Genomic DNA, 24,945 nt, shown 5'->3' on the forward strand with positions numbered 1-24,945 from the left:
CCGGCGGGACATTCATGGCCAAGGACACGAAAAACCCCACGACTGCTTCCACCCCCGGCTCCAGCGCGATGTGGGGCGGTCGATTCGAGGCGGGGCCGTCGGCGGTGATGGAGGCGATCAATGCCTCGGTCGATGTCGACAAGCGCATGGCCGATCAGGATATCGACGGCTCCCTCGCCCATGCCCAGATGTTGAGCGAAACCGGTGTGATTTCAAGCGCGGATGCTGCGGCAATCCGCCGGGGCCTGGAACAAGTGCGTGAGGAGGTCCATGCCGGTGAGTTTGCCTGGTCTGCGGCACTGGAAGACGTGCACATGAATGTCGAGGCGCGTCTCAAGGAAATCATCGGCGAGCCGGCCGGCCGGCTTCACACGGCGCGCTCGCGCAATGACCAGGTCGCCACGGACTTTCGGCTCTGGCTGCGCGATGCCTGCGACCGGATCGATCGCCAGCTTGCCGCCTATCAGCGCGCACTGCTGGCGCAGGCCGACGACCATGTCGACCAGGTCATGCCCGGTTTCACCCATCTGCAGACCGCCCAGCCCGTCTCCCTGGCGCACCACCTCCTGAGCTATGTTGAACTGGCCCAGCGCGACCGGGGCCGCTTCGCCGATGCCCGCAGGCGTCTTAACGAGTGCCCGCTGGGCTGCGCGGCTCTGGCCGGCACGGCCTTTCCCATAGACCGCGATATGACGGCGAAGGCGCTGGGTTTCGACCGCCCCATGGCCAATTCGCTCGACGGCGTCGCCGCGCGCGACTTCGCCCTGGAAGTGCTCTCGGCCGCCTCGATCTGCGCGGTGAACCTGTCGCGTTTTGCCGAGGAAATCGTGCTGTGGTGCACGCGGCGTTTCGGCTTTGCCTCCCTGTCGGACGCCTGGTCGACCGGCTCCTCGATCATGCCGCAAAAGCGCAATCCCGACGCCGCCGAACTGGTACGCGCCAAGCCGGGGCGGATCATCGGTTCGCTGACCGGTCTCCTGACCGTGGTGAAAGGCCTGCCGCTGGCCTATTCCAAGGACCTGCAGGAAGACAAGGCGCCGGTCTTCCAGGCGATCGACGATCTGGAGCTTGCCCTTCTGGCCATGGCCGGCATGACCGCCGATCTCTCCTTCAATGGCGCGGCGATGGAGGCGGCAGCCGGCGAAGCCTATTCCGACGCGACCGACCTGGCCGACTGGGTCGTGCGCGAGCTGGGCAAACCCTTCCGCGAAGCTCACCATATCGCCGGCTCCATCGTGAAGATGGCCGAACGCAAGAGCGTGCCGCTGGCCGCGCTGGACCTTGCCGACATGCAAAGCATCGAACCGGGCATCGACGAACGCGTGTTTTCCGTGTTGAGTGCGCGGGCATCGATGGAAAGCCGGACCAGTTTCGGCGGCACCGCACCGGTTCGCATTCGCGAACAGCTGGCTGCCTGGAAGGCTCGCCTGGGGAAATAGCCATGAAGCGTCTTACCTGTCTCACCCTTGCCGTGCTTGGCGCCCTGGCGGTTACCGCCTGCGGCCTGCGCGGCGATCTGGACCGTCCGCCCCCGTTGTGGGGCGACCCGCCTGAGCAGGAAGACGGCGCCGACGGCTCCGGACATGAGGACGGCGACAGCTAGCGCCGGCTCTCAAAATCGTAATGCAGGCGATGCTCGTGTATTCACGCCGTCATGATAGGCTTTCGCCCATGCGTCGCCGTTCGCTCCTCGTTGCCCTGTTCGCCCTTCTCTGGGAACGTTCCGTGCCCCTGCTCTGGCCCGGACTGGCTTGGCTTGCGGCCTTTGCCATCCTCTCCCTCCTGGGTCTGTGGGACTGGATCGGCGACCCGTGGCGTGCGCTCTATGCGCTGAGCACACTGATGGCCGCGGCCTGGCTGACCTGGCGCGGACTGCACAGCTTTGCCTGGCCGACCCGGGACGAGATCGCCCGCCGGGTGGAAGAGGACAGCGGGATCGAGGCGCGGCCTCACGAAGCGCTGGCCGATGAGCCCGTCGAACGCGATCCCGTCGCGCGTTCGGTCTGGTCCGAACACCGTAACCGCATGGCCCGGCGCCTGGCCGGGGCCCATGCCCGCCGGCCCCGTGCGGCCTGGGCCAGAACCGACGTATGGGCGCTGCGCGGGGTCTTCGCCGTGCTCGTCGCTTCGGCCTGGCTGATCGCCGGTCCGGCGGCGCGCGACCGGCTGGGCGAAGCCTTCAGCCTGACCCCGATTATCGCGGGCGGAGAGACGCTCGGCGTCGACGCCTGGATCGATCCGCCTGCCTATACGGGCCGCGCACCGGTCTTCCTGGCCGCAGACGAACACAGCGCCCACGTGCCCGAGGGCTCGACCTTCGTGGCCCGGATCGCCGGCAGCCGCCGGGCACCGCGCCTGACCCTGCGCGGAGAGGCCGGCACGGCGCGCGCCGAACCCAATTCGATCGGTGACGGCGTGTGGGAGATCCGCGCGCCCGTCGATGGCGATGCCACAGCGCGCCTGGCGGCGCCGGGCACGCGTCAGACCTGGACACTGTCCATCATTCCTGACAATCCGCCCCGTGTACGCCTGCTTTCCGTTCCCGAAGCGACCGCCGCGGGCGAACTCGATCTGCGCTTTTCCGTCACCGACGACTACGGCCCCACCGGCTATGCGCTGGAGTTGCGCCCCGAAAATGACAGCGATGCGTCCTGGCAGCGTCTCGAAATCGATGCCGTCGGGGTGACGCCGCTGCGCGGCGAGGCGGAGGGCCTGGGCACACGGCTGGAAACGGCCCGCCATCCGCTGGCCGGGTCGCGCGTGACCATCCGCATGGTCGCCAGCGACGCCGCCGGCAATGAGGGCGTATCCCCGCCGCTGGGCGTGACCTTGCCTGAGCGCGTCTTTCTGGACGCGCTTGCCCGTGCCGTCGCCGAACAGCGGCGCGGTGTCATGTCCGCATCGGCGGATTATGCCCCACTGCCCGAACGCCCGGCCCTCACCGCCGAGGATATTCCACCCGGCCCGCCCTATCTGGCCGAGGAGCCGCAGCGCCGGATCGAACGCGCTCCGGACGGCCTCCAGTACACCGCACGGGCCCTGGATGCGATCACCGATGCGCCACAGCATTTCTTCGACGATCCGGTGGTCTATCTGGGCATCCGCGAAACCGTGCACCGGCTGCGCCGTTCGCGCGGCCAGGAGGGCCTGCACGGGCTGGAAACCGACCTGTGGCATATCGCCCTGCGTGCTGAACTGGGTTCGCTGGCCGACGCGGAGGCGGCCTTGCGCGCGGCCGAGCGCGCCCTGATGGAAGCCCTGGCCCGCGGCGCCGACGAGACCGAGCTGGCGGCCCTGTTCGAAGCCTATGAAGCGGCCATGGAGAATTACATGGCGGCCCTGGCCCGCGAGGCCGCCGAAGAGGGCCGGTTTGCCGAAGGCAATAGCGGTCCCTCGGTCGACACCCAGGCCCTGCAGGACATGCTGGAAGCGCTGCGCGAAGCCGCCGAGCTGGGCGACACGGCCGATGCTCGCCAGGCTCTGGCCGCGCTCGGCGAAATGCTGCGCAACATGCAGATGCAACTCGCGCGGGGTGGCGGTGACGGCCAGCAGTCCGACCCTGTCTCTGAAGCCATGCGCGAAGCGCTGGAAGAGCTCGGCGAAGTGATCGGCGATCAGCGCAACCTGCAGGACCAGACCTTCGGACTGAACCAGCAGCAACCGGGTGACGGCGAAGGCAGTGGTCAGCCGGCCGAGCCACAAGGCGGCCAGTCCGGCGAAGGCCCGCAATCGCTGGCCGAGAACCAGGGGGGCGGTTCGAACACGCAACAACTGGCCGATGCCCAGGGACAGCTGGCGGGACGTTTCGGTGAGTCCGCCGAAAGCCTGCCCGGCCAGGGAGGGCGGGAGAGCCTGGATGCAGCGGGCGAGGCCATGCGCGAGGCCGAGAACGCCCTGCGCCAGGGCGATACCGACGGCGCACTGGCCGCCCAGGAACGGGCTCTGGCCGACCTGCGTGCCGGTGCCGAGGAACTCGCCCGCGAGCTTCTGGAACGCATGGAAGAGGGGCAGGGACAGGCCGGGTCCGGCGAAGACAATCGCGACCCGCTGGGACGCCCGGCCGAAGGCGCCTTTGCCGACGGATCCGGCGTGGACATTCCCGACGAAATGAGCCGCGCCCGCGCCCGCGAGATCCTGGAACGCCTGCGCGACCGCGCCGCCGACACGGGGCTGACCCAGGAAGAACTAGACTATATCGAACGCCTGCTCGACCGGTTCTGAGCGCCTCTACCCGTCGCTCTTGCCCGCCGGAGCACAGCCCAGAGCCGGGAACCGCTCACATGCGCGACTCCGGATACCGGCAATACACGAAACGCCGACGGGGCGCGCCGGCCGTCCGGGATTGGCGAGAAGGGGGAGGACAGATTGCCATCCTCCGTCCCCGGCAACACGTGCTAGCGATGCCCGTCAGCTCCGGCCGTCCGGGTTTGCGGGGGATCTTCGTGCCCCGGCCGTGGACGGGGAGCCTCATGCGCGACATTGCCCCTGGCTGCTTCGCTCATCAGCACCACCTCGACCTCCACCGCGTGGGGCGGCGGGTCGGACACGACGGTGCGGAAGTCGTGGCGCTTGCCCGGCCGGACCCGGCCAGCCGGCATGGAGACCTGCCACTCAAGAACCGACGCCCCCTCGCTGTCGCGCAGGATGGCGCGAAGCCCCGGCACATCGCGCGAACGGCGGTCGAAATTGTGTATATCCCCCTCGATCACCAGCAGCGGCACGCCGTGATCGGTCTCGCGTCGGATATCCAGCTCGCCGATCGAGAAACCGTACGGGTTCACTTCGGCGCCGACCGCGGCGTAGGCCGAAGAGGCACGCGGCCACAGGGTGACGATGTCGACACGGAAGATCCAGGCGCCGACGAAAAGCAGGGCGCAGGCCGCCATCAGCGCACCCCAGGCCCCGCCCGCAGCGGCGAGCGACAGGGTGTGGCGCTTCTTTTCCTGCCGCGCCCGGAAGGCCTTGTGGGGCTGGGCCGCCGGCTCCTGCATTCCCGCTTCGGAGACTGCCGCGGCCTCTTGCGGACCGGCCTGATCCATTGGAATTTCAGCCTCGGCAGTCCATACATGGCCGCAGGATGCGCAACGCACACGCCGGCCGGCCGCGCCAATCGCATCGGGACTGGCGCGATAACGCGTGGAACAGGACGGACAGCTGAGTACTATGCTCATAGTGAGTCGGTTTCGTCCTACTTGGCTCACCCGCGTCAGTGGAGGTTCTCCATCAGCCCGAGTATGACCGCTTCCCCGCACAGCGATCCCGAACCGGTCGTCCGCTTCGACAATGTCGGCATGCGATACGGACGCGGCCCGGAGATTCTGCGCGATTTGTCGTTTGATTTACCACGCGGTTCTTTCCAATTTCTCACCGGACCATCCGGTGCTGGCAAAACTTCACTGCTCAAACTCATCTATCTGGCCGCCAAACCCTCGCGCGGACTGATCAGCTTTTTCGGCCGCGATGCCGCGACGCTGCCGCGAGGCGAGTTGCCGGATCTGCGCCGGAGCATTGGCGTGGTCTTTCAGGAATTCAGATTGCTCAATCATTTGAGCGTGTTCGACAATGTTGCCCTGCCCCTGCGCGTCACCGGGAGGAAGCGATCCGACTATGCCGAAGACGTGGCCGAGCTGCTGGCCTGGGTCGGGCTGGGCGACAAGATGACGGCGCTGCCGCCGACGCTGTCGGGCGGCGAACAACAGCGCGTGGCGATCGCCCGCGCCGTGGTCGGACAGCCGGAAATCCTCATTGCCGACGAACCGACGGGCAATGTCGATGCGGAAATGGGCATGCGGCTGCTGCGCCTCTTCGTCGAACTGAACAAGCTGGGCACGACCATCGTCATCGCCACCCACGACCTGCAGCTGGTGCGGATGATCGATGCGCCGGTGATGACCCTGTCGAACGGGCATCTGCATATCCGCCCGCCGCGCAGCGAGCGCCAGCGGCACGCCGAAGCCCGCGAAGCGGATGGCCGCGAGGCGCTGGACTCGGTCGCACAGGCCGGCCGGCCGGCCGGAAACCGGGTATCGGCGGACGAGGGGGAGGATGGCGATGACTGATGCCTTGCCCAAACCGCCTTCAGGCGGCAGCGGCCGGCTCTTGCCGCCCGATACCGGGCGCGATCGACCGCTTTTCCTTGTCGCGGCCATCCTCGTCTTTCTTGCCTGTATTGCGGCCCTGGGTGCGCGCGGCGCGTGGGTACAGGCACAGGCCTGGACCAGCGATCTGGAAGGCAGCCTGACCATTCAAGTCCGCCCGGTGGGCGACCGCGACACAAGCGAGGACGCCGCCCGGGCCGCCGAAATCGCGCGCGGCCTGTCCGGCGTACGCGATGCGACGGCGCACGATCGCGATCACGCCCTCTCGCTGCTCGCACCCTGGCTGGGCGAGGGCAATCTGCCCGACGACCTGCCCCTGCCGCTATTGGTGGAGGTGGAACTCGACACCGCCACCGTCCGGGACGGAGGCATCGCCGTGGCGGCCATGCAGGCCGAGCTCGATGCCGCGGGCATTGCAGCCTCCGTGGACGATCATTCGCGCTGGGCCGGCGCAGTGCGCCGCGCCGCGCGTACGGCGCAGACGCTGGGCCTCTCCCTGCTCGCCCTCCTGGCCGGTGCAGCGGCCGCCGTCGTCGCCTTCGCAGCCCGGGCCAGCCTGGCCGCCAGGGTCGATGTGATCGATGCACTGCACCTGTGCGGGGCTGAGGACCGGTTTATCGCCGGCCTGTTCCAGCGCCGCTTCTTCATGCTGGGCCTGAAGTCCGGTGTCGCCGGCGCGGTCATCGCCGCCCTGGTCTCCATCCTGGTCAGCCTGGGCCGCGCTCCCGCCGACATGGCGTTTTTCCTGCCGCAATGGGACGCCGCCCCGTTCGAACTCCTGCTACTGGGCGGCGCGCCGCTGCTGGCGGGCCTGACCGCCGCCATTTCCGCCCGCCTGGCCGTGGTCTCGGACCTGAGGGGACGCTGGTAGAATGTCGCCACGAAACGGCCGGGATCGGCTGGTTGAGTCAGTGTCAGCACCGGCCGCGGTCCGCACCGCCGGCCAACAGTCGGACGGGAGTCGCCGATGATCCGGGGTTGGGACGGGCTGCGTGCCCTGGCCTTTCTCTTCGTCGCCATTCTGATCGGCGGCTTCATGTCCTATGCCATAAGGGTGGCCCGCTACGACCCGCCGCCCGTCTCGCAGCGCGCCGACGCGATCATCGTGCTGACCGGCGATACAGGCCGGCTGGCCACCGGCGGGCAGTTGCTTCGCGACGGCCGTTCGCCACAATTGCTGATCTCCGGCGTCCACCCCTCGGCCACAGTCGACGACATCAAGCGTCACACGGGGCTCACCGATGCCGAATTCAGTTGCTGCGTCGTGCTCGGCCGCGAAGCGACCGACACGATCGGCAATGCCCGCGAGGCCGGCATGCTGGTGCGCGAGAACGGTTATCGAAGCTTGATCATCGTCACCTCGGACTATCATCTGCCGCGCAGCCTGCTGGAGATGAGAACGCTGATGCCCGGTGTCGAACTGATCCCCTATCCCGTCCGCACCCCCCCACCCTGGCACAATGCACGTGCCGCCCGGCTCTGGCTGCAGGAATACGCCAAATACACCGCCGTCTGGGTACGGTATTCGGTCGCCCCGCGCGCGGAACAAGCCTGATGAACACGCTGAAATCTTACGTTTTTTATCTATATATGTACGGGCTGATGGTGGCCATGGGCCTGATCGGCCTGCCGCTTCTGCTGGCCCCGCGCAGCTGGTCGCGTGCCTATCTGCGGCTTTACCTGAAAGGCCTCTGGTTCGGCCTGCGCTGGATCTATGGCATCACCTTCGAGGTGCGCGGCCGCGAACACCTGCCCGCCGAAGGCGCGCTGGTGGCGTCGAAACACATGAGCATGTGGGAAACGCTGGCCTATTGGGAAATCCTGCCGGACCCGGCCATCATCCTGAAAAAATCCCTGATCTACATGCCTTTCTTCGGCTGGTTTGCGGTCAAGCTGGGCAACATCTCCATCGACCGGACGGGCGGCGCCAAGGCACTGAAAAAAATGCTTCGGGACGCAGCGCGGCGCGGCAGCCAAGGCCGCCAGGTGCTGATCTTTCCGGAAGGCACCCGCGTGGCACCCGGCGAGGCGCCCGATTTCAAACCCGGCATTGCCGGGCTCTACCTGTCGATGAACGTGCCCTGTGTGCCGGTCGCGCTGAATTCCGGCGTATTCCTGAAATCCTATTGCGGATTGAAACGAAAGGGCCGGATCGTGGTGGAATTCCTCCCCGCCATACCTCCGGGCCTCGACAAACCGGCCTTCCTGCGGCAATTGCATGAGCGCATCAATGCGGCGTCCGGCAAACTCGAGGGCATGGGCGAGGGATAGCCGCATTCTCGCCGGGACCGGTTGAACCCGGCATAGTTGGGGAAGGCAGGCCAGGCATGACGCGGTCCAGACTGATTTGGCCCATTGGCGGCATTGTTCTGCTTTTGGTGCTGTATTCGGCCTATTGGATATATGCCGGGACACGCATCCGCGCCGGTGTCGAGGGCTGGATCGCCGAGCAGGAAGCGGCCGGCTACACGATCGAACATGCCGGGATCGGCGTGGGCGGCTACCCGTACCGTTTCTCCATCCATATCGACAATCCGCGCTTTCGTGCGCCGGACAGCGACGGCGGCTGGTTTGCCCACCTCACGGCCCTTCGCGCCAACGCCATGCCACACGATTTCTCGCACTGGATCGTTGCTTTCGGCGGCCCCTTCTTCCTTGAGGACTATACCGAGCCGGGCAGCGCGCTGGAGCTGAACGCGACGGATGCACGCATCAGCCTTGTCTATGACGAAAACGGAGACACCGAACGCGTCGGTGCCGAATTGCGCGATCTGGACATCACGACCCACGCCGGTCTGCCGCCCGATATCCGCTCGATCGAGGAACTCCTGCTCTCAGGCCTGGTCGAGGATGACGACCGGCTGCGCCTGCGCGTCACCGCGCGCGGTGTGACAGCTGCGGCCGGCGTGCTGGACCGCCAGGTGGAAAACGCCTTCGGCGGGACCGCGCATATCGCCCGCGTCGATCTGGAAGTAACCCAGTGGTCGGCCCTGGCGCGCGGCGCCAATGCACTGGCCTGGCGCGATGCCGGCGGCGTGCTGCATATTGCCGAGTCCGAACTGGAATGGGGGCCGGCGCACATCACGGGCACCGGCGATTTCACCATCGACGCCCTGGCCCGCCCCGATGGCCGCCTGTCGCTGCGCATCACCGATCCGGACGCACTCGCCGACGCCCTGGTCGAGGCCGGTGTTGTGCCGCAGGAGAACGAGCAGGCCCTGCGCCTGGCAGCGATGCTGGCGCCCCGCGGACCGGAGGGCGTTTCCCTGCCCTTCCGCATCCATGACGGCGGCATCTATCTGGGGCCTGTCCGCCTCGGCGGCATCGACGGCTAAGCGTTTACGAACTCGCCCAGCGCCTCGGCCAGACGCCGGTTGTCATCGGCCTTGCCGACGGTGGCGCGCAGCGCGTTGGGCAGGCCATAGGGCTCCACCCCGCGCACGATCAGGCCTTTCGACGTCAGAAACGCATCCGCATCGGCCGCCCTCTTGCCCGGCGTGTCCGGGAAATGGATCAGCACGAAATTGCACACGCTGGGCGTCACTTCCAGGCCCAGGCCGCCGATCTGCTGGCGCAGCCAGGCGACCCATTCCGCATTATGATCGGCGGACTTTTTCATGAAGCTCCGGTCGGCAATCGCCGCAGCGCCGGCTTCAATGGCCGGCAGGTTGACGTTGAAGGGGCCGCGCACCCGGTGCAACACGTCAATGATGGACTTGTCGCCATAGGCCCAGCCCAGACGCGCGCCTGCGAGACCGTGGATCTTGGAGAAAGTGCGGGTGACCACAACATCGTCGCGCTCGCGCGCCAGATCCATGCCGGCATTGTAGTCGGCATTGCTGACGAATTCGGCATAGGCGGCGTCGATCACCAGAAGGGTGGTGTCCGGCAGGGCATCGCGCAAACGGCGGATCTCGGCGTCCGGAATATAGGTGCCGGTGGGATTGTTGGGGTTGGCGATAAAGACGATGCGGGCATCGTCTCCGGCCGCCCCGATCACCGCATCCACATCGGTTGTGTAATTGCGTTCGGGTGCGCACACGAGTTCGGCCCCGCACTGCATGGCCACCAGGCGATAGACCAGGAAACCGTATTGCGACTGCACGACCTTGTCGCCGGGATTGAGATAGGCCCGGCCCAGAAGCTGGAGCAGTTCGTCGGACCCGCAGCCGCAGACGATATTGTCCGCATCCACCCCCTCTTCCCGCGCGATCGCCTCGCGCAGCTTGGTGGCGCCGCCGTCGGGATAAAGGTGCAGGCGCGTGCTTGCCGCCTCGAAGGCCGCGGCGGCCTTGGGCGAACACCCCAGCGCATTCTCGTTCGAAGAGAGTTTCACCGGGTTTTCGACCCCCGGCGCTTCCGACGATCCGGGCTTGTAGGGGCGAATGTCGAGAATGCCGGCGCGAGGCTGAATACCCATGAAACGTCCTTCTTCAGTCGTTGGGCGTCCGTTCGGACAGGTGACGGGGAGATAGCGCGGGGCGGCTGCGCCCTTCAAGTGCGCGGGCGCGTGCAGGCGCAGTCCGCCGGGCCGGCAGTGCCGCCCCGGTCCGCTTGACGGCCTCGGCCAGGATCACTCCGCCCAGGCCTGGCCAGGCATATTCGCCGATCTCTTCCCAGACCGATGCAATGCGGCGGTGTGTGGTCCAGCCCCAAGGCGGGGCATAGAGCGCACACGACCACGCAGTCGCCTCCAGCAGCGCATCTTCCAGCAGCCGGGAAATCTGGCTGCGCGTGAACGGCCGGCCATGGCCGAAAGGCGTCTTGTCGGACAGTGCCCAGACACCGGTACGCGAAGCGGTGACCAGCATCACCCGGCCCTCGGGCGCCATTACCCGCCAGATTTCGCGCAGCAGCGCCGGCAGCGCCTCGGCCTCTTCCAGCGCATGAACCAGCAGGATGCGGTCGAACATCGCCTCGGTAAAGGGCAGGCGCACTTCGTCACCCAGCGCCGTCGGCACGCCCTTGGCGGATGGAACGATTGCCCCCTGTTCGGACGGCATGAAGGCGACGCAACGACGCGCCTCGGCCTGGAATGCAGCCAGATAGGGACTCGCAAAGCCCAGGCCCAGCACGTCCAGCCCGCGCGCATCCGGCCACAGGGCGGAAATCCGCCGCGCGATCATGCGCCGGGCGGTGCGCCCTTGGCGGGTGCGGTAAAAGCGGTCGAGTTCAGTGGCGTCGCGGCGCACTGGTCATACTCCCGGCTGGGCCCTATGTAGGGCGGGACGGCTCACACTAGCGAAACCGGCGGAATCGACAATGAGCGACCTCCAGATCCGGCAATTTCCCTGTCTTTCCGACAATTACGGCTTTCTCGTGCACGACCCGGATACAGGCGAGACGGCCACGATCGACACGCCTGACGCCGATCGCATCCTCGCCGAGGCCGAGGCGGCCGGCTGGACCATCACCCAGATATGGAACACCCATCACCATTTCGACCATGCCGGTGGCAATGCCGCGATCCGCGCCGCCACCGGCGCGAAAATCATCGCGCCCGGCTATGACGCGCACCGCATTCCGGACATCGGCCTAAAAGTCGGCGATGGCGATACGGTGAACCTCGGCACACACGCCGCGCGGGTCCACTACACGCCGGGCCATACACTGGGCCATGTCTGCTACCATTTCGCCGATGACGGTCTCGCCTTTGTGGGCGACACGCTGTTCGCACTGGGTTGCGGACGCCTGTTCGAAGGCTCGCCGCAACAGATGTGGGCCAGTCTCAGCCGTCTCGCCGGCTGGCCCGACGAAACACGCATCTATTGCGCCCACGAATACACCCAGGCCAACGCTGCCTTTGCTGTCACCGTCGACCCGGACAATCGCGATCTGGCCGCCTATGCCGCCCAGGTCGAGGCCGAGCGCGCCCGCGGCGAACCGACCGTACCGACCACGATCGGCGCGGAGAAGGCGGCCAATCCTTTCCTGCGTGCGGCCGATCCCGCCATTCGCAAACATCTCCGCCTTGAAACGGCTGACAATGCCGAAGTCTTCGCCGAAATCCGCCGCCGCAAGGATGCATTCTGATGGAAACCACGCCGTTCCACGACATTATCGAAACCCTGGGCATGCAGCCGCATCCCGAAGGCGGCTGGTATGCCGAGACCTTTCGCGACCCGGATACGGCCAACGGCCGCGCACGCTCGACGGCGATCTATTATCTCCTCGCCGAGGGCCAGGTGTCGCACTGGCATCGCGTCGACGCGGTGGAGGTGTGGCACTGGTATGCCGGCGCGCCGCTCGCGCTGTCGATCAGCGAGGACGGCCGGACCGCGCGCACGTTGACCCTTGGCTCCAATCTGGCGGCCGGACAGCGCCCCCAGGGCATCGTGCCCACGGCCGCCTGGCAGAGCGCCCGTTCGACCGGCGGCTGGTCCCTGGTGGGCTGTACGGTAGCGCCGGGCTTTGAGTTCGACGGGTTCGAACTGGCCCCGGACGGCTGGGCCCCGGGCGGCGCGCTCTAGCTGTCTGCGCCCAGCAGCACATCGGCGAGATAGGCCGAGCTCGGACGGCCTGCATAGCCCAGCTGGGGCGCGATCACGACGATCAGTGCATCGCCGTCGCGATGGGCCGAGGGCTGGTCGCCGAGCACGAGATTGATCTGTTCCACATCGCGCAACCGGCGGTCGCTGCCTGCAATGGCAAAGGCATGGGCGATCAGGCGCAGGGCGTCATACTGGACGCCCAGACCGGCGCGCGGGGCCGGAGCGTATTCCACCGAGATGTTGCGATCGAGACGGTGCGCCAGGTCACGGGCCAGATCTTCGGCCAGGGCCCGCACTTCGCCGGGTGAACGCGGCGCGGGCGTCAGGGCGCCGGACGGGCTGGCAAATTCCACGATGACACCATTGGGCGCGTCGGCGGGAAAATAGGTGGCGCCGCCCAGCCCGGTCAGGCGGATCACCTCTCGGCCGGTATCGGTGATGAAGGCGGTACCACCGCCCGGTGCTCGATTGGGATACAGCACCAGGACTTCCGCATTCGCGTCATCGCGTTCGCGCAGAAGCGCCGCCTCGCCCGAACGGTCGAACAGGAAAAATTCGCCGGTATCGGCACGCTGGTACCAGCCGGTGACTTCCTCTGCACGCTCGTTGCGCAAGAGCCGGTCGCGCAGCGGATTCTGCATTCCCGAAGCAGCGCCTGCAGCCAGTGCGGCGATCAGTATGGCAAAAATGAATCGTGTCATCCCGGACAGCATCATCACCGGCAAGAGGGCGAATTTGGGGCAAAGCCCAAACCATCCTCACACCATGTACTGTCCGCCATTGATGGTGAGCGTCGATCCGGTGATGAAGCCCGCGTCCTCGCCGCACAGATAGGCAACCAGCGCCCCGATCTCCCCGGCTTCGCCCAGCCGGCCGACAGGGATGCCCGCGATGATGCCTTCCAGCACCTTTTCCGGCACTGCGGCCACCATCTCGGTATTGATATAGCCCGGGGTCACGCAGTTGACGGTGATGCCCTTGCGCGCGGTTTCCTGGGCCAGCGCCTTGGTGAAGCCGATCACGCCTGCCTTGGCCGTGGAATAGTTCACCTGGCCCATCTGCCCCTTCTGGCCGTTGATCGAGGAAATGTTGACGATCCGGCCCCAGCCGCGCTCGCGCATGCCGTCGATCAGGGGGCGGGTCATGTTGAACAGGCTGTCCAGATCGACGCGGATCACGTCGCGCCACTGCTCGGGTGTCATCTTGTGGAACATGCCATCGCGGGTGATACCGGCATTGTTGACCAGGATGTCGGCAGGCGCCCCCGCCTTGTCCTCGGCTGCGGCAAGGCCGGCGACACAGGCGTTGTAATCGCCCACATCGAACTTGACCACGGCGATGCCGGTTTCCGCCGAGAAGGCGTTCGCCGCATCGTCATTTCCGGCATAGTTGGCCACGACCGTGTGACCCGCCGACTTCAGGGCCAGGCTGATCGCGGCACCGATGCCGCGCGTACCACCGGTTACGATTGCCGTGCGTTTCATTGCATCCCCCATACCGTCTGTTTCGATCGGCCGTTTGCGTTCGCGCTTGCAGCACACCACCTTAAGCGCGTACACCGTTACATGAAATAGCAACACGCCTGTGTCGAGTAATATCGGCGCGACAAGTCGGCGGGACGTGCCACAGGGGAGTCAGCGGTGCCAAAATCGAACGGAAAGTCGCCGGACATTGTCATCAAGAAGTACGCCAACCGGCGGCTCTACGACACCTCCACCAGCCAGTATGTCACGCTGGACTATCTGCGCGACCTCGTGAAGAAGGGCACGGATTTCCAGGTCGTCGACGCCAAGAGCGGCGAGGACCTCACACGCGGCGTTCTGGCCCAGATCATCTTCGAGGAGGAGTCGCGCGGCGCCAATCTCCTGCCCGTCGAATTCCTGCGCCAGCTGATCGGCTTTTACGGCGACAGCCTGCAGAGCGTGGTGCCCGGCTATTTGCAGATGTCGATGAACTCCTTTGCCCAGCAGCAGGAGGAATTCCGCGAACGCATGACCGAGGCGATGTCCTCGCCGCAGGCCTCCATGGCCATGCTCGAGGAGCAGACGCGCCGCAACATGGAAATGTTCGGCCAGGCGATGCGCATGTTCTCGCCCTTCACCCAGCAGCAGGGCAGCGAGGATGGCAGCGACACTGCCAGGACCGCGCCGGAAAAGGAGAGCGAGGACCTCACCGCCATGCGTGAGGAACTCGACGCGATGCGGGCCAAGCTGGATCAGTTGCTCGACACCAAGAAGAAATAGCGGCGCCCGGCCAGCGTTAACAAATTCGTATCGATATGAGCCAGCCGGTCCGCCAGGCGGGCCGGCTGATGTGTATTTGCAGTCCTGAAACCCTGTTTTTGCCCCGGAATCGCGGTTAACCTCTCATTAAGAGTTGGCATCCGCCTTGCGAGTTCAGGGGCATGACCACGATCCGCAGCGCATATCCTGTCCCGATCCCGACCAGCCGGCGCGTTGAGCCGGCCGGCCGCGCGCGCGGTTCCAACGACCGTCCGCCGAGGCAGGAGCAGGCTCTTGTTCCCGTCCCGACCCCGCAGACGAACGCACGCGAAGGCGAGCGTTCCTTTGTGCGGGCCCGCCCTGCCACGGCGGAGGTCATGGTCCAGATCATCGGCGACGCCCCGCGTCGCGGCCTCAAAGCCGACCCCAGCGAGGTGGCCCGCTTCCGCCGCACCTATGAACAGGCGGCCCAGAAGCGCACGCCGCCCCCGAAATGGGAGCGGCGCGCATGAGTATCCCGAAGGTCACCGCCCGGCGTGTCGGCTTCTGGCTGGATATCAGCCTGGGTGCCGGTCTGCTCTTCGTCCTGCTGTAGGCAGTCTATTCCCCGCCGACCGCCAGGTCGCGGCGGGCTGCCACGATCGTCACCACGAAACCGGCCACAGTATCCATCAGCGCCATCATGGTGATGAGGAAGAAGACCGACGTGCCGAACCGGCCGACCAGCAGGAACAGCGCCATCGCGATCACGAAGACCGCCATCGACAGGCCGTGATTGATAATCGTCGCGGTGCCCGTGCCGGCCGACTTCACCAGTTCGATGAACAGCATCAGCATGGCCAGGATGATCAGAAGATCGCCGACCTTCATCGACCACGGGCCGGAAACCAGCGGAATCGAGAAGATGGCATTGTCCATCAACGCGGCCGCAGCGGCCGGATCGCCGCCGGAAAAGATCACGATGACCGCATAGGCAATCACCGGAACGATCAGGAGTGGAATTACATTGAACATCGAACTTCCCCCATTTCCGCGGCCCCGTGCGCGTTGCGCCTGATTGGCCGCCGTCATACCCAACAATACGCCGTTATCCCCGCCTCCGGCCATGTCGCGTCCCTTTCCTACCGAGCGGCCCGCCGGGCCGCGCCAAACTAGAACTCGTCGCTTCCGCGCGGATTACGCGCGCGGGAATTTAACCACATCATCCCCATCATGTCTGTCAAAGAGGCAAAAAGACGGCCGAAATTCGTATATTTCGATTGGCCGTGGGCCCGGGGGCGGTGGGTGACGGGCCGGAACTCGCACGTATAGCCCTCCCGAATCATCAGGGCCGGGATGAAACGGTGCTGGTGATCGAAGAAGGGCAATTCCAGATACGCCGCGCGCCGGAAGGCCTTCAGCCCGCAGCCCGTATCGTTGCAATTGTCGCCCAGCATGCGCTTGCGGATCCCGTTGCCCAGGCGCGAGGCGAACTTCTTCCAGGCCGAGTCCTGGCGATTGGCCGTGCGATCACCGCCGACGAGGGCCAGATCCTGCGGCGCATCCGGACGCATCAGCGCATCAATCAGGACCGGCAGGTCAGCCGGCGGATTCTGTCCGTCCCCGTCGAGCGTGCACACGATCGCGCCGCGCGCATTCATCACACCGGTGCGGATCGAACGCGACTGGCCGGAATTGTGCCGGTGGCTGATCACGCGCAGCATGGGCAATTCGCCCTTGGCGTCGGCCAGTTCCTGACGCGTGGTGTCACCGGAACAATCATCGACGAAGATGATTTCGAAGTTGCGCCCCGCCAGCGCGGCCGCGATCTCGCGCGCAAGCGGCACGACATTACCGGCCTCGTTATAGGCCGGAACGACAACGGAAATATCGGGGACGGTGGGGCTGGTCTGGCTCATATGTGACGGCTTGAGCTTGCGAAACGGGGCTTGCCCGTTACATACCGGGTTTGGCCGTGGACGCGAGGGTTTTCTCACGTCCGCCCCAGCGGAGAACAGGAATGGCCGAGCTTGCCCGCGGTTGGCGCGCCTATTTCATCGTCGGACTGATCGCGGCCCTTGCCGCCCTGGCCGGCGTCTTCACCCTGCCCCCGCTCGACCGCGACGAGAGCCGCTATGCCCAGGCCACCGCGCAGATGCTGGAAAGCGGTGATTTTGTCCGCATCAACTATCTCGACGACGAGCGCAACAAGAAACCGGTCGGCATCCACTGGATGCAGGCGGTCAGCGTGGCGGCTCTCTCCAGTGCCGAGGCGCGCGATATATGGGCCTATCGCCTGCCCTCCGTACTAGGCGCAATACTGGCAACGCTCGCCTGTTTCTGGGGCGGTCAGCGACTGCTCGGACGCGAAGCGGCGTTCGCCGGATCCGCCCTGTTCGCAGCCAGCGTCATGCTGGGTATCGAGGGCGGCATCGCCAAGACCGACGCCGTGCTGGTGGGCGCAACGACCCTGGCGATGGCCGCCCTGGCGAATCTGCGCACTGGCGCCGCCGGCTGGCGCTCGGCGCTTGTTTTCTGGTTCGCGCTGGGCCTGGGCGTTCTGATCAAGGGCCCCGTGACGCCGATGGTGGCGGGGCTGACTGCCGCCGTACTCATCGTCTGGGAGCGCCGGATCGCCTGGTTGAAACCGCTCCTCGTCTTCTGGCCCGGACCGGTCCTCGCCATCGCGATGGTGGTGCCCTGGCTGGTCACGATCCAGATCGCCACGGACGGCAATTTTCTGCGTGAAGCGCTGGGTGACGATCTGGGGCCGAAACTGGTCTCCGCAGACGAACGCCATGGCGGCTGGCCGGGCTACCACCTGCTTTTGCTGCCGCTGACATTTTTCCCGGCCGTCCTGTTCCTAGTCCCGGGGGTCGGGCGGCTGGCGGACGCCCTGCGGTCCGGCAGCCAGCGAGCCGAGGCCGCCCGTTTCCTTGTCGCCTGGGCGGTACCGACCTGGATCGTGTTCGAATTCCTGCCCACCAAACTGCCCCACTACGTACTGCCGGCCTTTCCGGCCCTGGCGCTGGTGGCGGGCTGGGGGCTGGTAGAACTGGGGAAGGCGGCGCTCTGGCAACGCTGGACCGGCCGGGCCCTGTTTGCGGGCGGTGGCCTGGTCTTCGCCGTGGCGCTGCCCGTGATCTACGCGCGATACGGAACCGGCCTGGAACAGGGCCCCGGCCTTGGTACATCCATCTGGGTGTTTTCCGGTCTGGCGATATTCGTCGCACTGGCGGCTGCAAGCCTGACCAGCGAGCGATTGCGGCCGGGCCCGACGGCCCTGATCCTGGCCGTTCTGGCCGGGCTGGGATGGCACCTGGCCGCGCGCGGCGCGGCCCTGCCCAATGCCGAGGCGGTGCGCCTGGCCGACCGGGTGCGTGCCGTGAGGGATAGCGCACAATCCCTGACCGGTGTGCCACCGGACGCGATCGTCACGGCGTCGAGCTATACCGAGCCCAGCCTCGTCTTTTCCCTGGGCAGTGACACCGTCCTGGGCACGACCGGCGAGGTCCTGGCCTTTGCGGAAAGCCGGGAAGACCCCACATTGGTGGTGCTGGACCTGTGGCGGGACGACGCGTTGAGACAGGCGATGGCGGCCACCGGCGATGAGGGTGCACCGCGCCGGTGGACCCTGGACCGCAATGGCCTACCCTGCCCGTCCGGCAGCACGGCAATAGCCGGCACCAATTACTCACGGGGGACCGACACCGTCCTCGCTGTGTTTTTCACACCCTGCCCGGAAATGGACGACCACAATGACCCGCAAGATCGAAATCGTTGAAGTCGGCCCGCGCGACGGGTTGCAGAATGATCCGGCCATGATGCCGACAGACGCCAAGATCGAATTCGTCGAGCGGCTGATCGACGCCGGTGTCAGACGCATGGAAGCGGCGAGTTTCGTGCATCCGAAACTTGTTCCCGCCATGGCCGACAGCGACGAGGTGATGCAGCGTGTGCCGCGCCTGGACGGCGTAAAGTATATCGGGCTGGCCCTGAACGAACGCGGTATGCGCCGGGCGCTGGAGGCGGGCTGTGACGAAATCAACTACGTCATGGTCGCCTCGCCGGGATTCGGCCTGAAAAACCAGAACGCCACGCCGGAACAGACCGCCGACCTGTTCGACCGCATCGCCGTGCTCGCCCATGACGAAGGCGTGCCGGTTTCGGTGACCGTCTCGGTGGCCTTCGGCGACCCGTTCGACGGCGAGGTCGACCCCAAGGTTCTCGCCCACCTTGCTGCACGCGCCCGCGCCGCCGGCGCCATGGAGTTTGCCCTGGGCGACACGATCGGTGTGGCCGACCCCTGGAAGGTCCGCCAGGTCCTGGACCTGGTGCGCACCGAAAGCGGCGACATGCGTCTGCGCATGCATTTTCACAACACGCGCAATACGGCGATGGCCAATATCTATGCCGCCATCGAGGCGGGGGTGGATGTAATTGACGCCTCGGTCGGCGGCATTGGCGGTTGCCCGTTCGCGCCGGCCGCCACCGGCAATGTGGCCACCGAAGATGTTGTCTACATGCTCGGTCGCGCCGGTATCGAGACAGGGCTCGACCTCGACAAGCTGATCGCGACGGCGAAATGGCTTGAAACCGACGGACTGAAACACCCGGTGGAATCCGCCTTGTCCAAAACCGGCGGCTTTCCCCGGGCCTTGGCCGGCTAGCGGCCGGCCTGCTTCCGGATCCGGCTCAGGCGCATGCGGGCCCGCGTTCGCTGCAGACTGTTGCGGACGGTATTCCTGCAGCGCTGCAGGATCACACGGGCCCAGATCGCCGCAAAAATCGGCCCGATCATCAGCATCGTCGTCAGGCGTTGCAGGGGGCCAGGATAGTATTTCCAGAAATACTTCACAAAACCCAGGGCCTTGTGGGTCTCGACGAAGAATGGCGACGACTGGCTCGTGCCGCCATAATGCAGGATGGTGGCGCGCGGCTCGAAACACACGCGCCCGCCCGCCTGGCGCACCTGCCGGCACAGATCGATATCCTCGACATGAAGGAAATAGCGCTCGTCGAAGCCGCCGCATTCAAGGAATGCCGTGCGTGGCATCATCAGCGCCGCACCGGAGACAACGGGCACATCGGTCAGATCGTCGCCCAACGGTTCGCCCTCCCGGTGCAGACTGCGCAAGCCCGGAATGAAGCGCTCGAGGCCCAGAAAGCTGACCAGGGCGGATGCCGGCGTCAGCTCGCCGCGGCGCCCGCCGCGCTGTTCCGTCCCGTCCTGGTTGACGATCCGCGCACCGATCACCCAGGGCGACGCGTCCATGCCTGAAGCCGAGGCCTTGAGCTGGCGCACCACGCCGCGCCTGAGCACCGCATCCGGATTGAGAAACATAACCAGATCGCCGCTGGCACGCTGCGCGCCGATATTGCAGCCTCGCGCAAATCCGAGATTACCGCCGGATTCCACCAGGACGAACCGGTCGCTCTCCGCCGCCATCTCGCGCAGCATGCGGACCATATCCGGCGGATTGCCGTGATTGACCAGGATGAACTCGTCTACACCGGGAGCATTCAGGATAGAGGCCACCGATTCCAGCAAATGCGGGCCGGTCTGCCAGGATACGGTGACGACACTCAGACGCGGCTCGTCCGTGACTTCCTCTTCTTCGCGCCGAGAAAGAATACCGACGTCGCCGCCAACGCTACCGTTCCTTGGTGCCATTCCTGCCAGACCCCGTAGGAAAACACGATCAGGGACACATAGACCACAAATATCCAGACCACGCCAACTGCCTGGAGCCGCGAAAGCTGTTCTGCAGCGGCGATCCGCCCCCCCATGGCAACCAGTGCCAGAGCCAGGAGCACGGCGCCCACGGCGCCGGTCTCGAGCCAGATGTGCAAAGTCGCATTGTGGGGGTGAAGGGGGAGGGCTTCGACCGTGAAGCCCTGCAGTGCGAGCTCCCGATTGAGCGGGCGCGAGGCATCCAGGCCGTAGCCGAACCACGGCCTCTCCCGGATGAGTTCGCCCGCAAACGACCAGATCTCCAGGCGCCAGATCCACGACAGGGGCAAGGCATCCTTGAAGCCTTGCGGCAGCGCGGCAATCAGTTCGGGCAGAGCCAAGGGCATGACAATCAGGATACCGGCCGTTATGCCGCATACCAGTGTGATCATGGTGCGCGGCCAGAAAACGGCCAGGCCGGCGGCGACGAACGCCAGCATGAAGGCCGCGGCATTGACGTGGGTGTCGAAGCTGAAGGCCGCAATCGCCGCAAGGGCCACAATGGCAATGCCGATCAGCGGCCCGCCTTCGCGCCAGGCGACCAGTCCCGCAGGCACGCTCAACAACAGCAGCGGCACCGCAGCATGCCCCAGATTGCGATTGACGAAGGTCTGCACGTCCGCTGCCGCCTCCGAAACGGCATAGCCCTCCTCGACCAACTTGAAGCCGCGAGTGGCGACACCGTCGAACAGGGCTTCCGCGAGCAGGAAGAGGCCAAGGCCCGTGACCAGAAAGATCATCGCCGCTTCGACGCGGTGCTGCCATGCTTCGCCGAGCTGTCCGATGCGCGCAACGAAGAGCACATAAAGCGGAATGCCCAGACAGGTCCGCCAGATCTGTCCCGTCCCCTCATAGGGCGACCACAGGGCCGACAGGGCTACCCAGGCGAGAAATGCCCCGCCGGCCAGCAGCCCCCAGGGCACACGCCGCATCCGCCAGAAGGCCGGATCGACGGGAAGCGCGACCAGCGCGAGAAGGGCGACCCAGGGAGCGATCAACAGGCTTCCCGCTATTGCAAACAGGAAGGAAAGCCCGAAACCGGCGATGCCGGCTATGCCTGCCCTGGTGTCGTCGCGCACGGTTCGCGCCTCCCGGTCTTGTCTCAGGCGCGTTTCAGATCGGGAGCAAGCGCGTCTGCCGACAACCGGTCAATCGCCTCGGCCAGCGGCAGGACTTCCTGCTTCTTGCCGTCCTCGCCCAGGAAACGCAGGGCCACCGTGCCCTCCTCGGCCTCCTTGCGGCCGATAACCGCAATCACCGGCACCTTGCCGACCGAATGTTCGCGGACCTTGTAGTTGATCTTCTCGTTGCGCAGATCGGTCTCGACATGCAGTCCGGCCTTTGCCATAGCCGCCCGGACCTCTTCGGCATAGGCATCCGCATCCGAGGTGATCGTGGCGATCACGACCTGGCGCGGTGCCAGCCAGAAGGGCAGCTTGCCGGCATAGTTCTCGATCAGAACGCCCAGGAAGCGTTCCAGCGAGCCCAGGATCGCCCTGTGCAGCATGACCGGCCGGTGTTTCTCGCTGTCATCGCCGACAAAGGTCGCATCGAGACGTTCCGGCAGGTTGAAATCGCACTGGATCGTGCCCGTCTGCCATTCCCGGCCGATCGCGTCCTTGACCACGAAATCCAGCTTGGGTCCGTAGAAGGCGCCGTCGCCCGGATTGTGCTCGTAGTCCAGGCCCGACGCCTCCGCCGCTTCCTTCAGCGAAGCTTCGGACTTGTCCCAGACCTCGTCCGAACCGACGCGAACCTCGGGCCGGTCGGAAAACTTGATCCGCGGTTCCTCGAAGCCGAAATCCTGGTAGACCGATTTCAGCAGTTCACAGAAGGCCTTCACCTCGTCGGTGATCTGTTCGACCGTGCAGAAAATATGTGCATCGTCCTGCACGAACCCGCGCACCCGCATCAACCCGTGCAGCGAGCCGGAAGGCTCATAACGGTGGCAGGAACCGAACTCGGCCATGCGCAGCGGCAGGTCGCGATACGATTTCTGGCCCTGGTTGAACACCTGGACGTGGCAGGGACAGTTCATCGGCTTCACCGCCAGGACCTTCTCTTCCTGGTCGATCGAGGAGATGAACATGTTCTCGCGGTACTTGTCCCAGTGGCCCGAAGCCTCCCAGAATTTCCGGTCCATCAGCTGCGGCGTGCGGATTTCCACATAGCCCGCCGCTTCCAGGCGCCGGCGCATATAGTCCTGCACCGTGCGATACAGCGTCCAGCCGTTGGGATGCCAGAACACCTGGCCCTGCGCCTCCTCCTGGAAATGGAAGAGCTCCATCTGCCTGCCCAGACGGCGGTGATCGCGCTTCTCCGCCTCTTCGAGGCGATGCAGGTGCGTCTTGAGCTGTTTCTCGTCGGCCCAGGCCGTGCCATAGATCCGCTGCAGCATGGCGTTGCGATGATCGCCGCGCCAATAGGCTCCGGCCACCTTCATCAGCTTGAACGCCTTGCCGATCTTGCCCGTGGAAGGCAGATGGGGACCGCGGCACAGGTCGAACCACTCGCCCTGACGGTAGATCGTGATCGTCTCGTTTTCCGGCAGATCGCGGATCAGTTCGGCCTTGTAGTGCTCGCCCATTTTCTCGAATTCGGCGATGGCCTCATCGCGGTCCCAGACCTCGCGCACGAAGGGCAGGTCGGCATCGACAATCTCGGCCATGCGCTTTTCGATCGCCTCGAAATCCTCCGGTGTGAAGGGTTCCTCGCGGGCAAAGTCGTAGTAGAAGCCGTCCTCGATGGCCGGACCGATCGTCACCTGCGTGCCGGGGAAGAGATCCTGGACCGCCTGGGCCAGCACGTGGGCGGTATCGTGGCGGATCACTTCGAGCGCCTTGTCATCCTTGCGGGTGACAATGGCGACCTGCGCATCGCCCTCCAGGGGCCGCGTCAGGTCCCATTCCTGTCCGTCCACCTCGGCAATGATGGCCGCCTTGGCGAGGGATTTGGAAATGCCCTCGGCCAGATCGAGCGGCGTGGCGCCTTCGGGCAGTTCGCGTTTCGATCCGTCGGGAAGCGTCACATTGATCATGTCTACATGTCCTTGTCGTCGGCGCGGCCCGCCGGCGGAAACCTGTCCTGGCCCTGTTGCGAAAACCGGGGCCGCAAGGCCCAGACTCGCCACCAGGGCGTATCCTTGCGCATGGGCGGCACGGGATCGAAACCGAATGTGCCACCGGGACGGCAGCGCAGAAGCCGTCCCAGCGTCAGCCAGAAACCGCGCCAGGCGCCCTGCCCCCTGATCGCGCCGATGGCGTAGTGCGAACAACTCGGCTCATGCCGGCATCGCACGCCCAGCGCGTAGAAGACCGGCGAGAGGGAGAGCTGATAGACGCGCAGTGCGCCAATCATCAGCCAGCCCGGCAACCGGGATTTCGGCCTATCGATCCGTTCCGTCGAACGCATATGGATTCAAGCCTTTTAACGCCGCCGTACGCGCTGTCCACCGTGGACATCAAGCGCGGCAGACGGGCCGCAGTAAAGCATTCGGGGTGCAATCGGGATATTTGCGGACTGTCCGGTTGTTACCCGCCGGCGCGGCGGGCCCGGACAGCCCTATCCAGTGAGCTCGGCCGGAGTTCGCCCGGTGCCCGCCTGGCGCGCCGCGTCGGTTACCGCCTCGAAGGCCAGCATGACGGACTGGTGGCGGGCCGGATAGGCGCGCGCGCCCTCCAGAACAGCCAGTTCGGAAAATCGTCCGCGGGGCATCGGCTTGCCCTGTTTCAGCATGGCGAGCAGGCTGTCCTTGGCCATTTCCAGCTCGCGCTGGGAGGCCCCGATAACCTGCCGCGCCAGCACGGAGGCCGAGGCCTGCCCCAGCGCGCAGGCCTTCACCCGCAGCGCCAGGTCGGCGACCTTGTCGCCCTGCATGACGATGTCGACCTCCACCTCGGACCCGCACAGGCGCGACACCTTTCGCGCCGACGCCTGCGGGCGCGCCAGACGCCCGATGCGCGGAATATCCGCGGCCAGCCGCAGGACGGCATTGGAATAGAGTTCTTCAGCCATTGCAGGCTCTATTTAAGCGGTTTCGCCCGGCTTTGCCATGGGGTAGGGCGTCTCGCCTCGAGCTTCGGCCGGGACGGCGCGGACAGCATTGCGTACGTCCGCGAAAAGCGGGCGATGAGACCGCGGGCCGCCGCCCCTAATCCCAGTCCGCCTCGTCCTCGTCCAGATAGGTTGGGTCCGTGCGGCCCAGCACTTCGGGGATATCGCCCAGATCTTCGCCCTCGTCCGGTTCCGGCTCCCAGACCTCGTCGATCTCGATGGCCCAGAAACCCTCGGCCCGGGCCGCGCCTTCGGCCAGACGGCCCGCCTGGTCCGCATCCGGGGCGACAACGCCATAGGCGACAAAGCACGGGCCGATCCCGTCCTCGGCCTGGAGCATCACATTGAAGCCCTTGAGGGCCATGGCA

Annotated in this window: 26 protein-coding genes and 2 pseudogenes; 14 read left to right on the forward strand and 14 right to left on the reverse strand. The window is 66.0% G+C overall.

The annotated features are described in order from the left end of the window. Positions 1-14 precede the first annotated feature (14 nt). From argH to Q1U94_RS00205, 3 genes are all read left to right on the forward strand, one after another. Positions 15-1,439, forward strand: a complete 1,425-nt coding sequence (gene argH / locus Q1U94_RS00195) for an argininosuccinate lyase (protein ID WP_300540621.1) — start codon at positions 15-17, stop codon at positions 1,437-1,439. Between the two features lie 2 nt (positions 1,440-1,441). Continuing rightward, the gene (locus tag Q1U94_RS00200; RefSeq protein ID WP_300540624.1) at positions 1,442-1,603 is read left to right on the forward strand and encodes a lipoprotein; all 162 of its coding nucleotides are present in this window, start codon (positions 1,442-1,444) and stop codon (positions 1,601-1,603) included. Between the two features lie 68 nt (positions 1,604-1,671). Further along, the gene (locus Q1U94_RS00205; RefSeq protein WP_300540625.1) at positions 1,672-4,221 is read left to right on the forward strand and encodes a DUF4175 family protein; all 2,550 of its coding nucleotides are present in this window, start codon (positions 1,672-1,674) and stop codon (positions 4,219-4,221) included. A gap of 173 nt (positions 4,222-4,394) precedes the next feature. Here Q1U94_RS00205 and Q1U94_RS00210 read toward each other — a convergent pair whose 3' ends face one another. Both Q1U94_RS00210 and Q1U94_RS14095 read right to left on the reverse strand, forming a co-directional pair. Continuing rightward, positions 4,395-5,039 carry a DUF3426 domain-containing protein gene (locus tag Q1U94_RS00210; RefSeq protein ID WP_300540627.1) on the reverse strand — a complete coding sequence of 215 codons (645 nt, stop codon included), beginning with the start codon at positions 5,037-5,039 and terminating at the stop codon, positions 4,395-4,397. Positions 5,040-5,066: 27 nt separating this feature from the next. Next, positions 5,067-5,171, reverse strand: a pseudogene (locus Q1U94_RS14095) (MJ0042-type zinc finger domain-containing protein); the annotation flags it as partial. A 63-nt stretch (positions 5,172-5,234) separates the two neighbouring features. Between Q1U94_RS14095 and ftsE the strand changes: the two are divergent. From ftsE to Q1U94_RS00235, 5 genes and pseudogenes are all read left to right on the forward strand, one after another. After that, positions 5,235-5,918: pseudogene (ftsE, locus tag Q1U94_RS00215) on the forward strand (cell division ATP-binding protein FtsE); the annotation flags it as partial. Between the two features lie 133 nt (positions 5,919-6,051). Then, the gene (locus Q1U94_RS00220; RefSeq protein WP_300540631.1) at positions 6,052-6,969 is read left to right on the forward strand and encodes a hypothetical protein; all 918 of its coding nucleotides are present in this window, start codon (positions 6,052-6,054) and stop codon (positions 6,967-6,969) included. A 96-nt stretch (positions 6,970-7,065) separates the two neighbouring features. Then, a complete protein-coding gene (locus Q1U94_RS00225; protein ID WP_300540632.1) occupies positions 7,066-7,653 on the forward strand; it encodes a YdcF family protein in 588 nt (195 codons plus the stop codon). Positions 7,654-7,688: 35 nt separating this feature from the next. After that, a complete protein-coding gene (locus tag Q1U94_RS00230) occupies positions 7,689-8,369 on the forward strand; it encodes a lysophospholipid acyltransferase family protein (protein ID WP_300540635.1) in 681 nt (226 codons plus the stop codon). Between the two features lie 56 nt (positions 8,370-8,425). Further along, positions 8,426-9,433 carry a DUF2125 domain-containing protein gene (locus tag Q1U94_RS00235; RefSeq protein WP_300540638.1) on the forward strand — a complete coding sequence of 336 codons (1,008 nt, stop codon included), beginning with the start codon at positions 8,426-8,428 and terminating at the stop codon, positions 9,431-9,433. Here Q1U94_RS00235 and hisC read toward each other — a convergent pair. Both hisC and Q1U94_RS00245 read right to left on the reverse strand, forming a co-directional pair. Beyond that, positions 9,430-10,518: a histidinol-phosphate transaminase gene (gene hisC / locus Q1U94_RS00240; RefSeq protein ID WP_300540640.1), complete on the reverse strand. Its 1,089-nt coding sequence runs from the start codon at positions 10,516-10,518 to the stop codon at positions 9,430-9,432. The genes Q1U94_RS00235 and hisC overlap by 4 nt on opposite strands. A gap of 13 nt (positions 10,519-10,531) precedes the next feature. Continuing rightward, positions 10,532-11,290: a methyltransferase domain-containing protein gene (locus Q1U94_RS00245; protein ID WP_300540643.1), complete on the reverse strand. Its 759-nt coding sequence runs from the start codon at positions 11,288-11,290 to the stop codon at positions 10,532-10,534. Positions 11,291-11,360: 70 nt separating this feature from the next. On the opposite strand from Q1U94_RS00245, the gene gloB reads away from it, so the two are divergent. Next, a complete protein-coding gene (gene gloB / locus Q1U94_RS00250; RefSeq protein WP_300540646.1) occupies positions 11,361-12,131 on the forward strand; it encodes a hydroxyacylglutathione hydrolase in 771 nt (256 codons plus the stop codon). After that, positions 12,131-12,568 (forward strand): cupin domain-containing protein, encoded by a 438-nt coding sequence (locus tag Q1U94_RS00255; protein ID WP_300540648.1) that lies wholly within the window; start codon positions 12,131-12,133, stop codon positions 12,566-12,568. The genes gloB and Q1U94_RS00255 overlap by 1 nt, the downstream gene beginning before the upstream one ends. Here the strand turns inward: Q1U94_RS00255 and Q1U94_RS00260 are convergent. Both Q1U94_RS00260 and phbB read right to left on the reverse strand, forming a co-directional pair. Next, positions 12,565-13,290: a DUF4908 domain-containing protein gene (locus Q1U94_RS00260; RefSeq protein ID WP_300540651.1), complete on the reverse strand. Its 726-nt coding sequence runs from the start codon at positions 13,288-13,290 to the stop codon at positions 12,565-12,567. The two genes, Q1U94_RS00255 and Q1U94_RS00260, sit on opposite strands and share 4 nt — an antisense overlap. A gap of 57 nt (positions 13,291-13,347) precedes the next feature. Next, complete coding sequence (gene phbB / locus Q1U94_RS00265; RefSeq protein WP_300540654.1) at positions 13,348-14,073, reverse strand: acetoacetyl-CoA reductase; 726 nt, start codon at positions 14,071-14,073, stop codon at positions 13,348-13,350. A gap of 156 nt (positions 14,074-14,229) precedes the next feature. Here phbB and phaR point away from each other — a divergent pair, with 156 nt between their 5' ends. After that, positions 14,230-14,832, forward strand: a complete 603-nt coding sequence (gene phaR, locus Q1U94_RS00270; RefSeq protein WP_300540657.1) for a polyhydroxyalkanoate synthesis repressor PhaR — start codon at positions 14,230-14,232, stop codon at positions 14,830-14,832. 161 nt (positions 14,833-14,993) lie between these two features. Then, positions 14,994-15,323, forward strand: coding sequence for a hypothetical protein (locus tag Q1U94_RS00275; RefSeq protein ID WP_300540659.1), 330 nt, complete (start codon positions 14,994-14,996; stop codon positions 15,321-15,323). A gap of 88 nt (positions 15,324-15,411) precedes the next feature. On the opposite strand, the gene Q1U94_RS00280 is transcribed toward Q1U94_RS00275, so the two are convergent. Together Q1U94_RS00280 and Q1U94_RS00285 are read right to left on the reverse strand one after the other, a co-directional pair. After that, on the reverse strand, positions 15,412-15,825 hold the full coding sequence (locus tag Q1U94_RS00280) for a hypothetical protein (RefSeq protein WP_300540661.1): 414 nt from the start codon (positions 15,823-15,825) through the stop codon (positions 15,412-15,414). A gap of 137 nt (positions 15,826-15,962) precedes the next feature. Next, complete coding sequence (locus Q1U94_RS00285) at positions 15,963-16,709, reverse strand: glycosyltransferase family 2 protein (RefSeq protein WP_300540664.1); 747 nt, start codon at positions 16,707-16,709, stop codon at positions 15,963-15,965. Between the two features lie 101 nt (positions 16,710-16,810). On the opposite strand from Q1U94_RS00285, the gene Q1U94_RS00290 reads away from it, so the two are divergent. Beyond that, on the forward strand, positions 16,811-18,574 hold the full coding sequence (locus tag Q1U94_RS00290; RefSeq protein ID WP_300540667.1) for a glycosyltransferase family 39 protein: 1,764 nt from the start codon (positions 16,811-16,813) through the stop codon (positions 18,572-18,574). After that, a complete protein-coding gene (locus Q1U94_RS00295; RefSeq protein WP_300540670.1) occupies positions 18,549-19,460 on the forward strand; it encodes a hydroxymethylglutaryl-CoA lyase in 912 nt (303 codons plus the stop codon). Before Q1U94_RS00290 ends, Q1U94_RS00295 begins: the two co-directional genes overlap by 26 nt. Here Q1U94_RS00295 and Q1U94_RS00300 read toward each other — a convergent pair. From Q1U94_RS00300 to Q1U94_RS00325, 6 genes are all read right to left on the reverse strand, one after another. After that, the gene (locus Q1U94_RS00300) at positions 19,457-20,464 is read right to left on the reverse strand and encodes a glycosyltransferase family 2 protein (RefSeq protein ID WP_300540672.1); all 1,008 of its coding nucleotides are present in this window, start codon (positions 20,462-20,464) and stop codon (positions 19,457-19,459) included. The two genes, Q1U94_RS00295 and Q1U94_RS00300, sit on opposite strands and share 4 nt — an antisense overlap. Beyond that, a complete protein-coding gene (locus Q1U94_RS00305; protein WP_300540675.1) occupies positions 20,377-21,603 on the reverse strand; it encodes an O-antigen ligase family protein in 1,227 nt (408 codons plus the stop codon). The genes Q1U94_RS00300 and Q1U94_RS00305 overlap by 88 nt, the downstream gene beginning before the upstream one ends. 23 nt (positions 21,604-21,626) lie before the next feature. Further along, a complete protein-coding gene (gene thrS / locus Q1U94_RS00310) occupies positions 21,627-23,561 on the reverse strand; it encodes a threonine--tRNA ligase (RefSeq protein ID WP_300540678.1) in 1,935 nt (644 codons plus the stop codon). 2 nt (positions 23,562-23,563) lie between these two features. Further along, on the reverse strand, positions 23,564-23,935 hold the full coding sequence (gene yidD, locus Q1U94_RS00315; protein WP_300540681.1) for a membrane protein insertion efficiency factor YidD: 372 nt from the start codon (positions 23,933-23,935) through the stop codon (positions 23,564-23,566). Positions 23,936-24,085: 150 nt separating this feature from the next. Continuing rightward, entirely contained in the window at positions 24,086-24,538 is a 453-nt protein-coding gene (locus Q1U94_RS00320; protein ID WP_300540684.1) for an iron-sulfur cluster assembly scaffold protein, read from the reverse strand. Positions 24,539-24,674: 136 nt separating this feature from the next. Further along, positions 24,675-24,941: a hypothetical protein gene (locus Q1U94_RS00325; RefSeq protein ID WP_300540687.1), complete on the reverse strand. Its 267-nt coding sequence runs from the start codon at positions 24,939-24,941 to the stop codon at positions 24,675-24,677. Positions 24,942-24,945 lie beyond the last annotated feature (4 nt).

Origin of the sequence: Maricaulis sp., from assembly GCF_030149515.1 — a bacterium.
GTDB lineage: Bacteria > Pseudomonadota > Alphaproteobacteria > Caulobacterales > Maricaulaceae > Maricaulis.

Coding starts and splice junctions, on each gene's coding strand:
- Q1U94_RS00205 (WP_300540625.1), top strand. CDS start 1,672: ATGCGTCGCCGTTCGCTCCTCGTTGCCCTGTTCGCCCTTCTCTGGGAA.
- Q1U94_RS00320 (WP_300540684.1), bottom strand. CDS start 24,538: ATGGCTGAAGAACTCTATTCCAATGCCGTCCTGCGGCTGGCCGCGGAT.
- Q1U94_RS00220 (WP_300540631.1), top strand. CDS start 6,052: ATGACTGATGCCTTGCCCAAACCGCCTTCAGGCGGCAGCGGCCGGCTC.
- Q1U94_RS00255 (WP_300540648.1), top strand. CDS start 12,131: ATGGAAACCACGCCGTTCCACGACATTATCGAAACCCTGGGCATGCAG.
- Q1U94_RS00300 (WP_300540672.1), bottom strand. CDS start 20,464: ATGGCACCAAGGAACGGTAGCGTTGGCGGCGACGTCGGTATTCTTTCT.
- Q1U94_RS00210 (WP_300540627.1), bottom strand. CDS start 5,039: ATGGATCAGGCCGGTCCGCAAGAGGCCGCGGCAGTCTCCGAAGCGGGA.
- hisC (WP_300540640.1), bottom strand. CDS start 10,518: ATGGGTATTCAGCCTCGCGCCGGCATTCTCGACATTCGCCCCTACAAG.
- yidD (WP_300540681.1), bottom strand. CDS start 23,935: ATGCGTTCGACGGAACGGATCGATAGGCCGAAATCCCGGTTGCCGGGC.
- phbB (WP_300540654.1), bottom strand. CDS start 14,073: ATGAAACGCACGGCAATCGTAACCGGTGGTACGCGCGGCATCGGTGCC.
- Q1U94_RS00230 (WP_300540635.1), top strand. CDS start 7,689: ATGTACGGGCTGATGGTGGCCATGGGCCTGATCGGCCTGCCGCTTCTG.
- Q1U94_RS00260 (WP_300540651.1), bottom strand. CDS start 13,290: ATGACACGATTCATTTTTGCCATACTGATCGCCGCACTGGCTGCAGGC.
- Q1U94_RS00225 (WP_300540632.1), top strand. CDS start 7,066: ATGATCCGGGGTTGGGACGGGCTGCGTGCCCTGGCCTTTCTCTTCGTC.
- Q1U94_RS00295 (WP_300540670.1), top strand. CDS start 18,549: ATGACCCGCAAGATCGAAATCGTTGAAGTCGGCCCGCGCGACGGGTTG.
- Q1U94_RS00200 (WP_300540624.1), top strand. CDS start 1,442: ATGAAGCGTCTTACCTGTCTCACCCTTGCCGTGCTTGGCGCCCTGGCG.
- Q1U94_RS00285 (WP_300540664.1), bottom strand. CDS start 16,709: ATGAGCCAGACCAGCCCCACCGTCCCCGATATTTCCGTTGTCGTTCCG.
- Q1U94_RS00235 (WP_300540638.1), top strand. CDS start 8,426: ATGACGCGGTCCAGACTGATTTGGCCCATTGGCGGCATTGTTCTGCTT.
- Q1U94_RS00325 (WP_300540687.1), bottom strand. CDS start 24,941: ATGGCCCTCAAGGGCTTCAATGTGATGCTCCAGGCCGAGGACGGGATC.
- thrS (WP_300540678.1), bottom strand. CDS start 23,561: ATGATCAATGTGACGCTTCCCGACGGATCGAAACGCGAACTGCCCGAA.
- Q1U94_RS00280 (WP_300540661.1), bottom strand. CDS start 15,825: ATGTTCAATGTAATTCCACTCCTGATCGTTCCGGTGATTGCCTATGCG.
- argH (WP_300540621.1), top strand. CDS start 15: ATGGCCAAGGACACGAAAAACCCCACGACTGCTTCCACCCCCGGCTCC.
- Q1U94_RS00275 (WP_300540659.1), top strand. CDS start 14,994: ATGACCACGATCCGCAGCGCATATCCTGTCCCGATCCCGACCAGCCGG.
- gloB (WP_300540646.1), top strand. CDS start 11,361: ATGAGCGACCTCCAGATCCGGCAATTTCCCTGTCTTTCCGACAATTAC.
- Q1U94_RS00290 (WP_300540667.1), top strand. CDS start 16,811: ATGGCCGAGCTTGCCCGCGGTTGGCGCGCCTATTTCATCGTCGGACTG.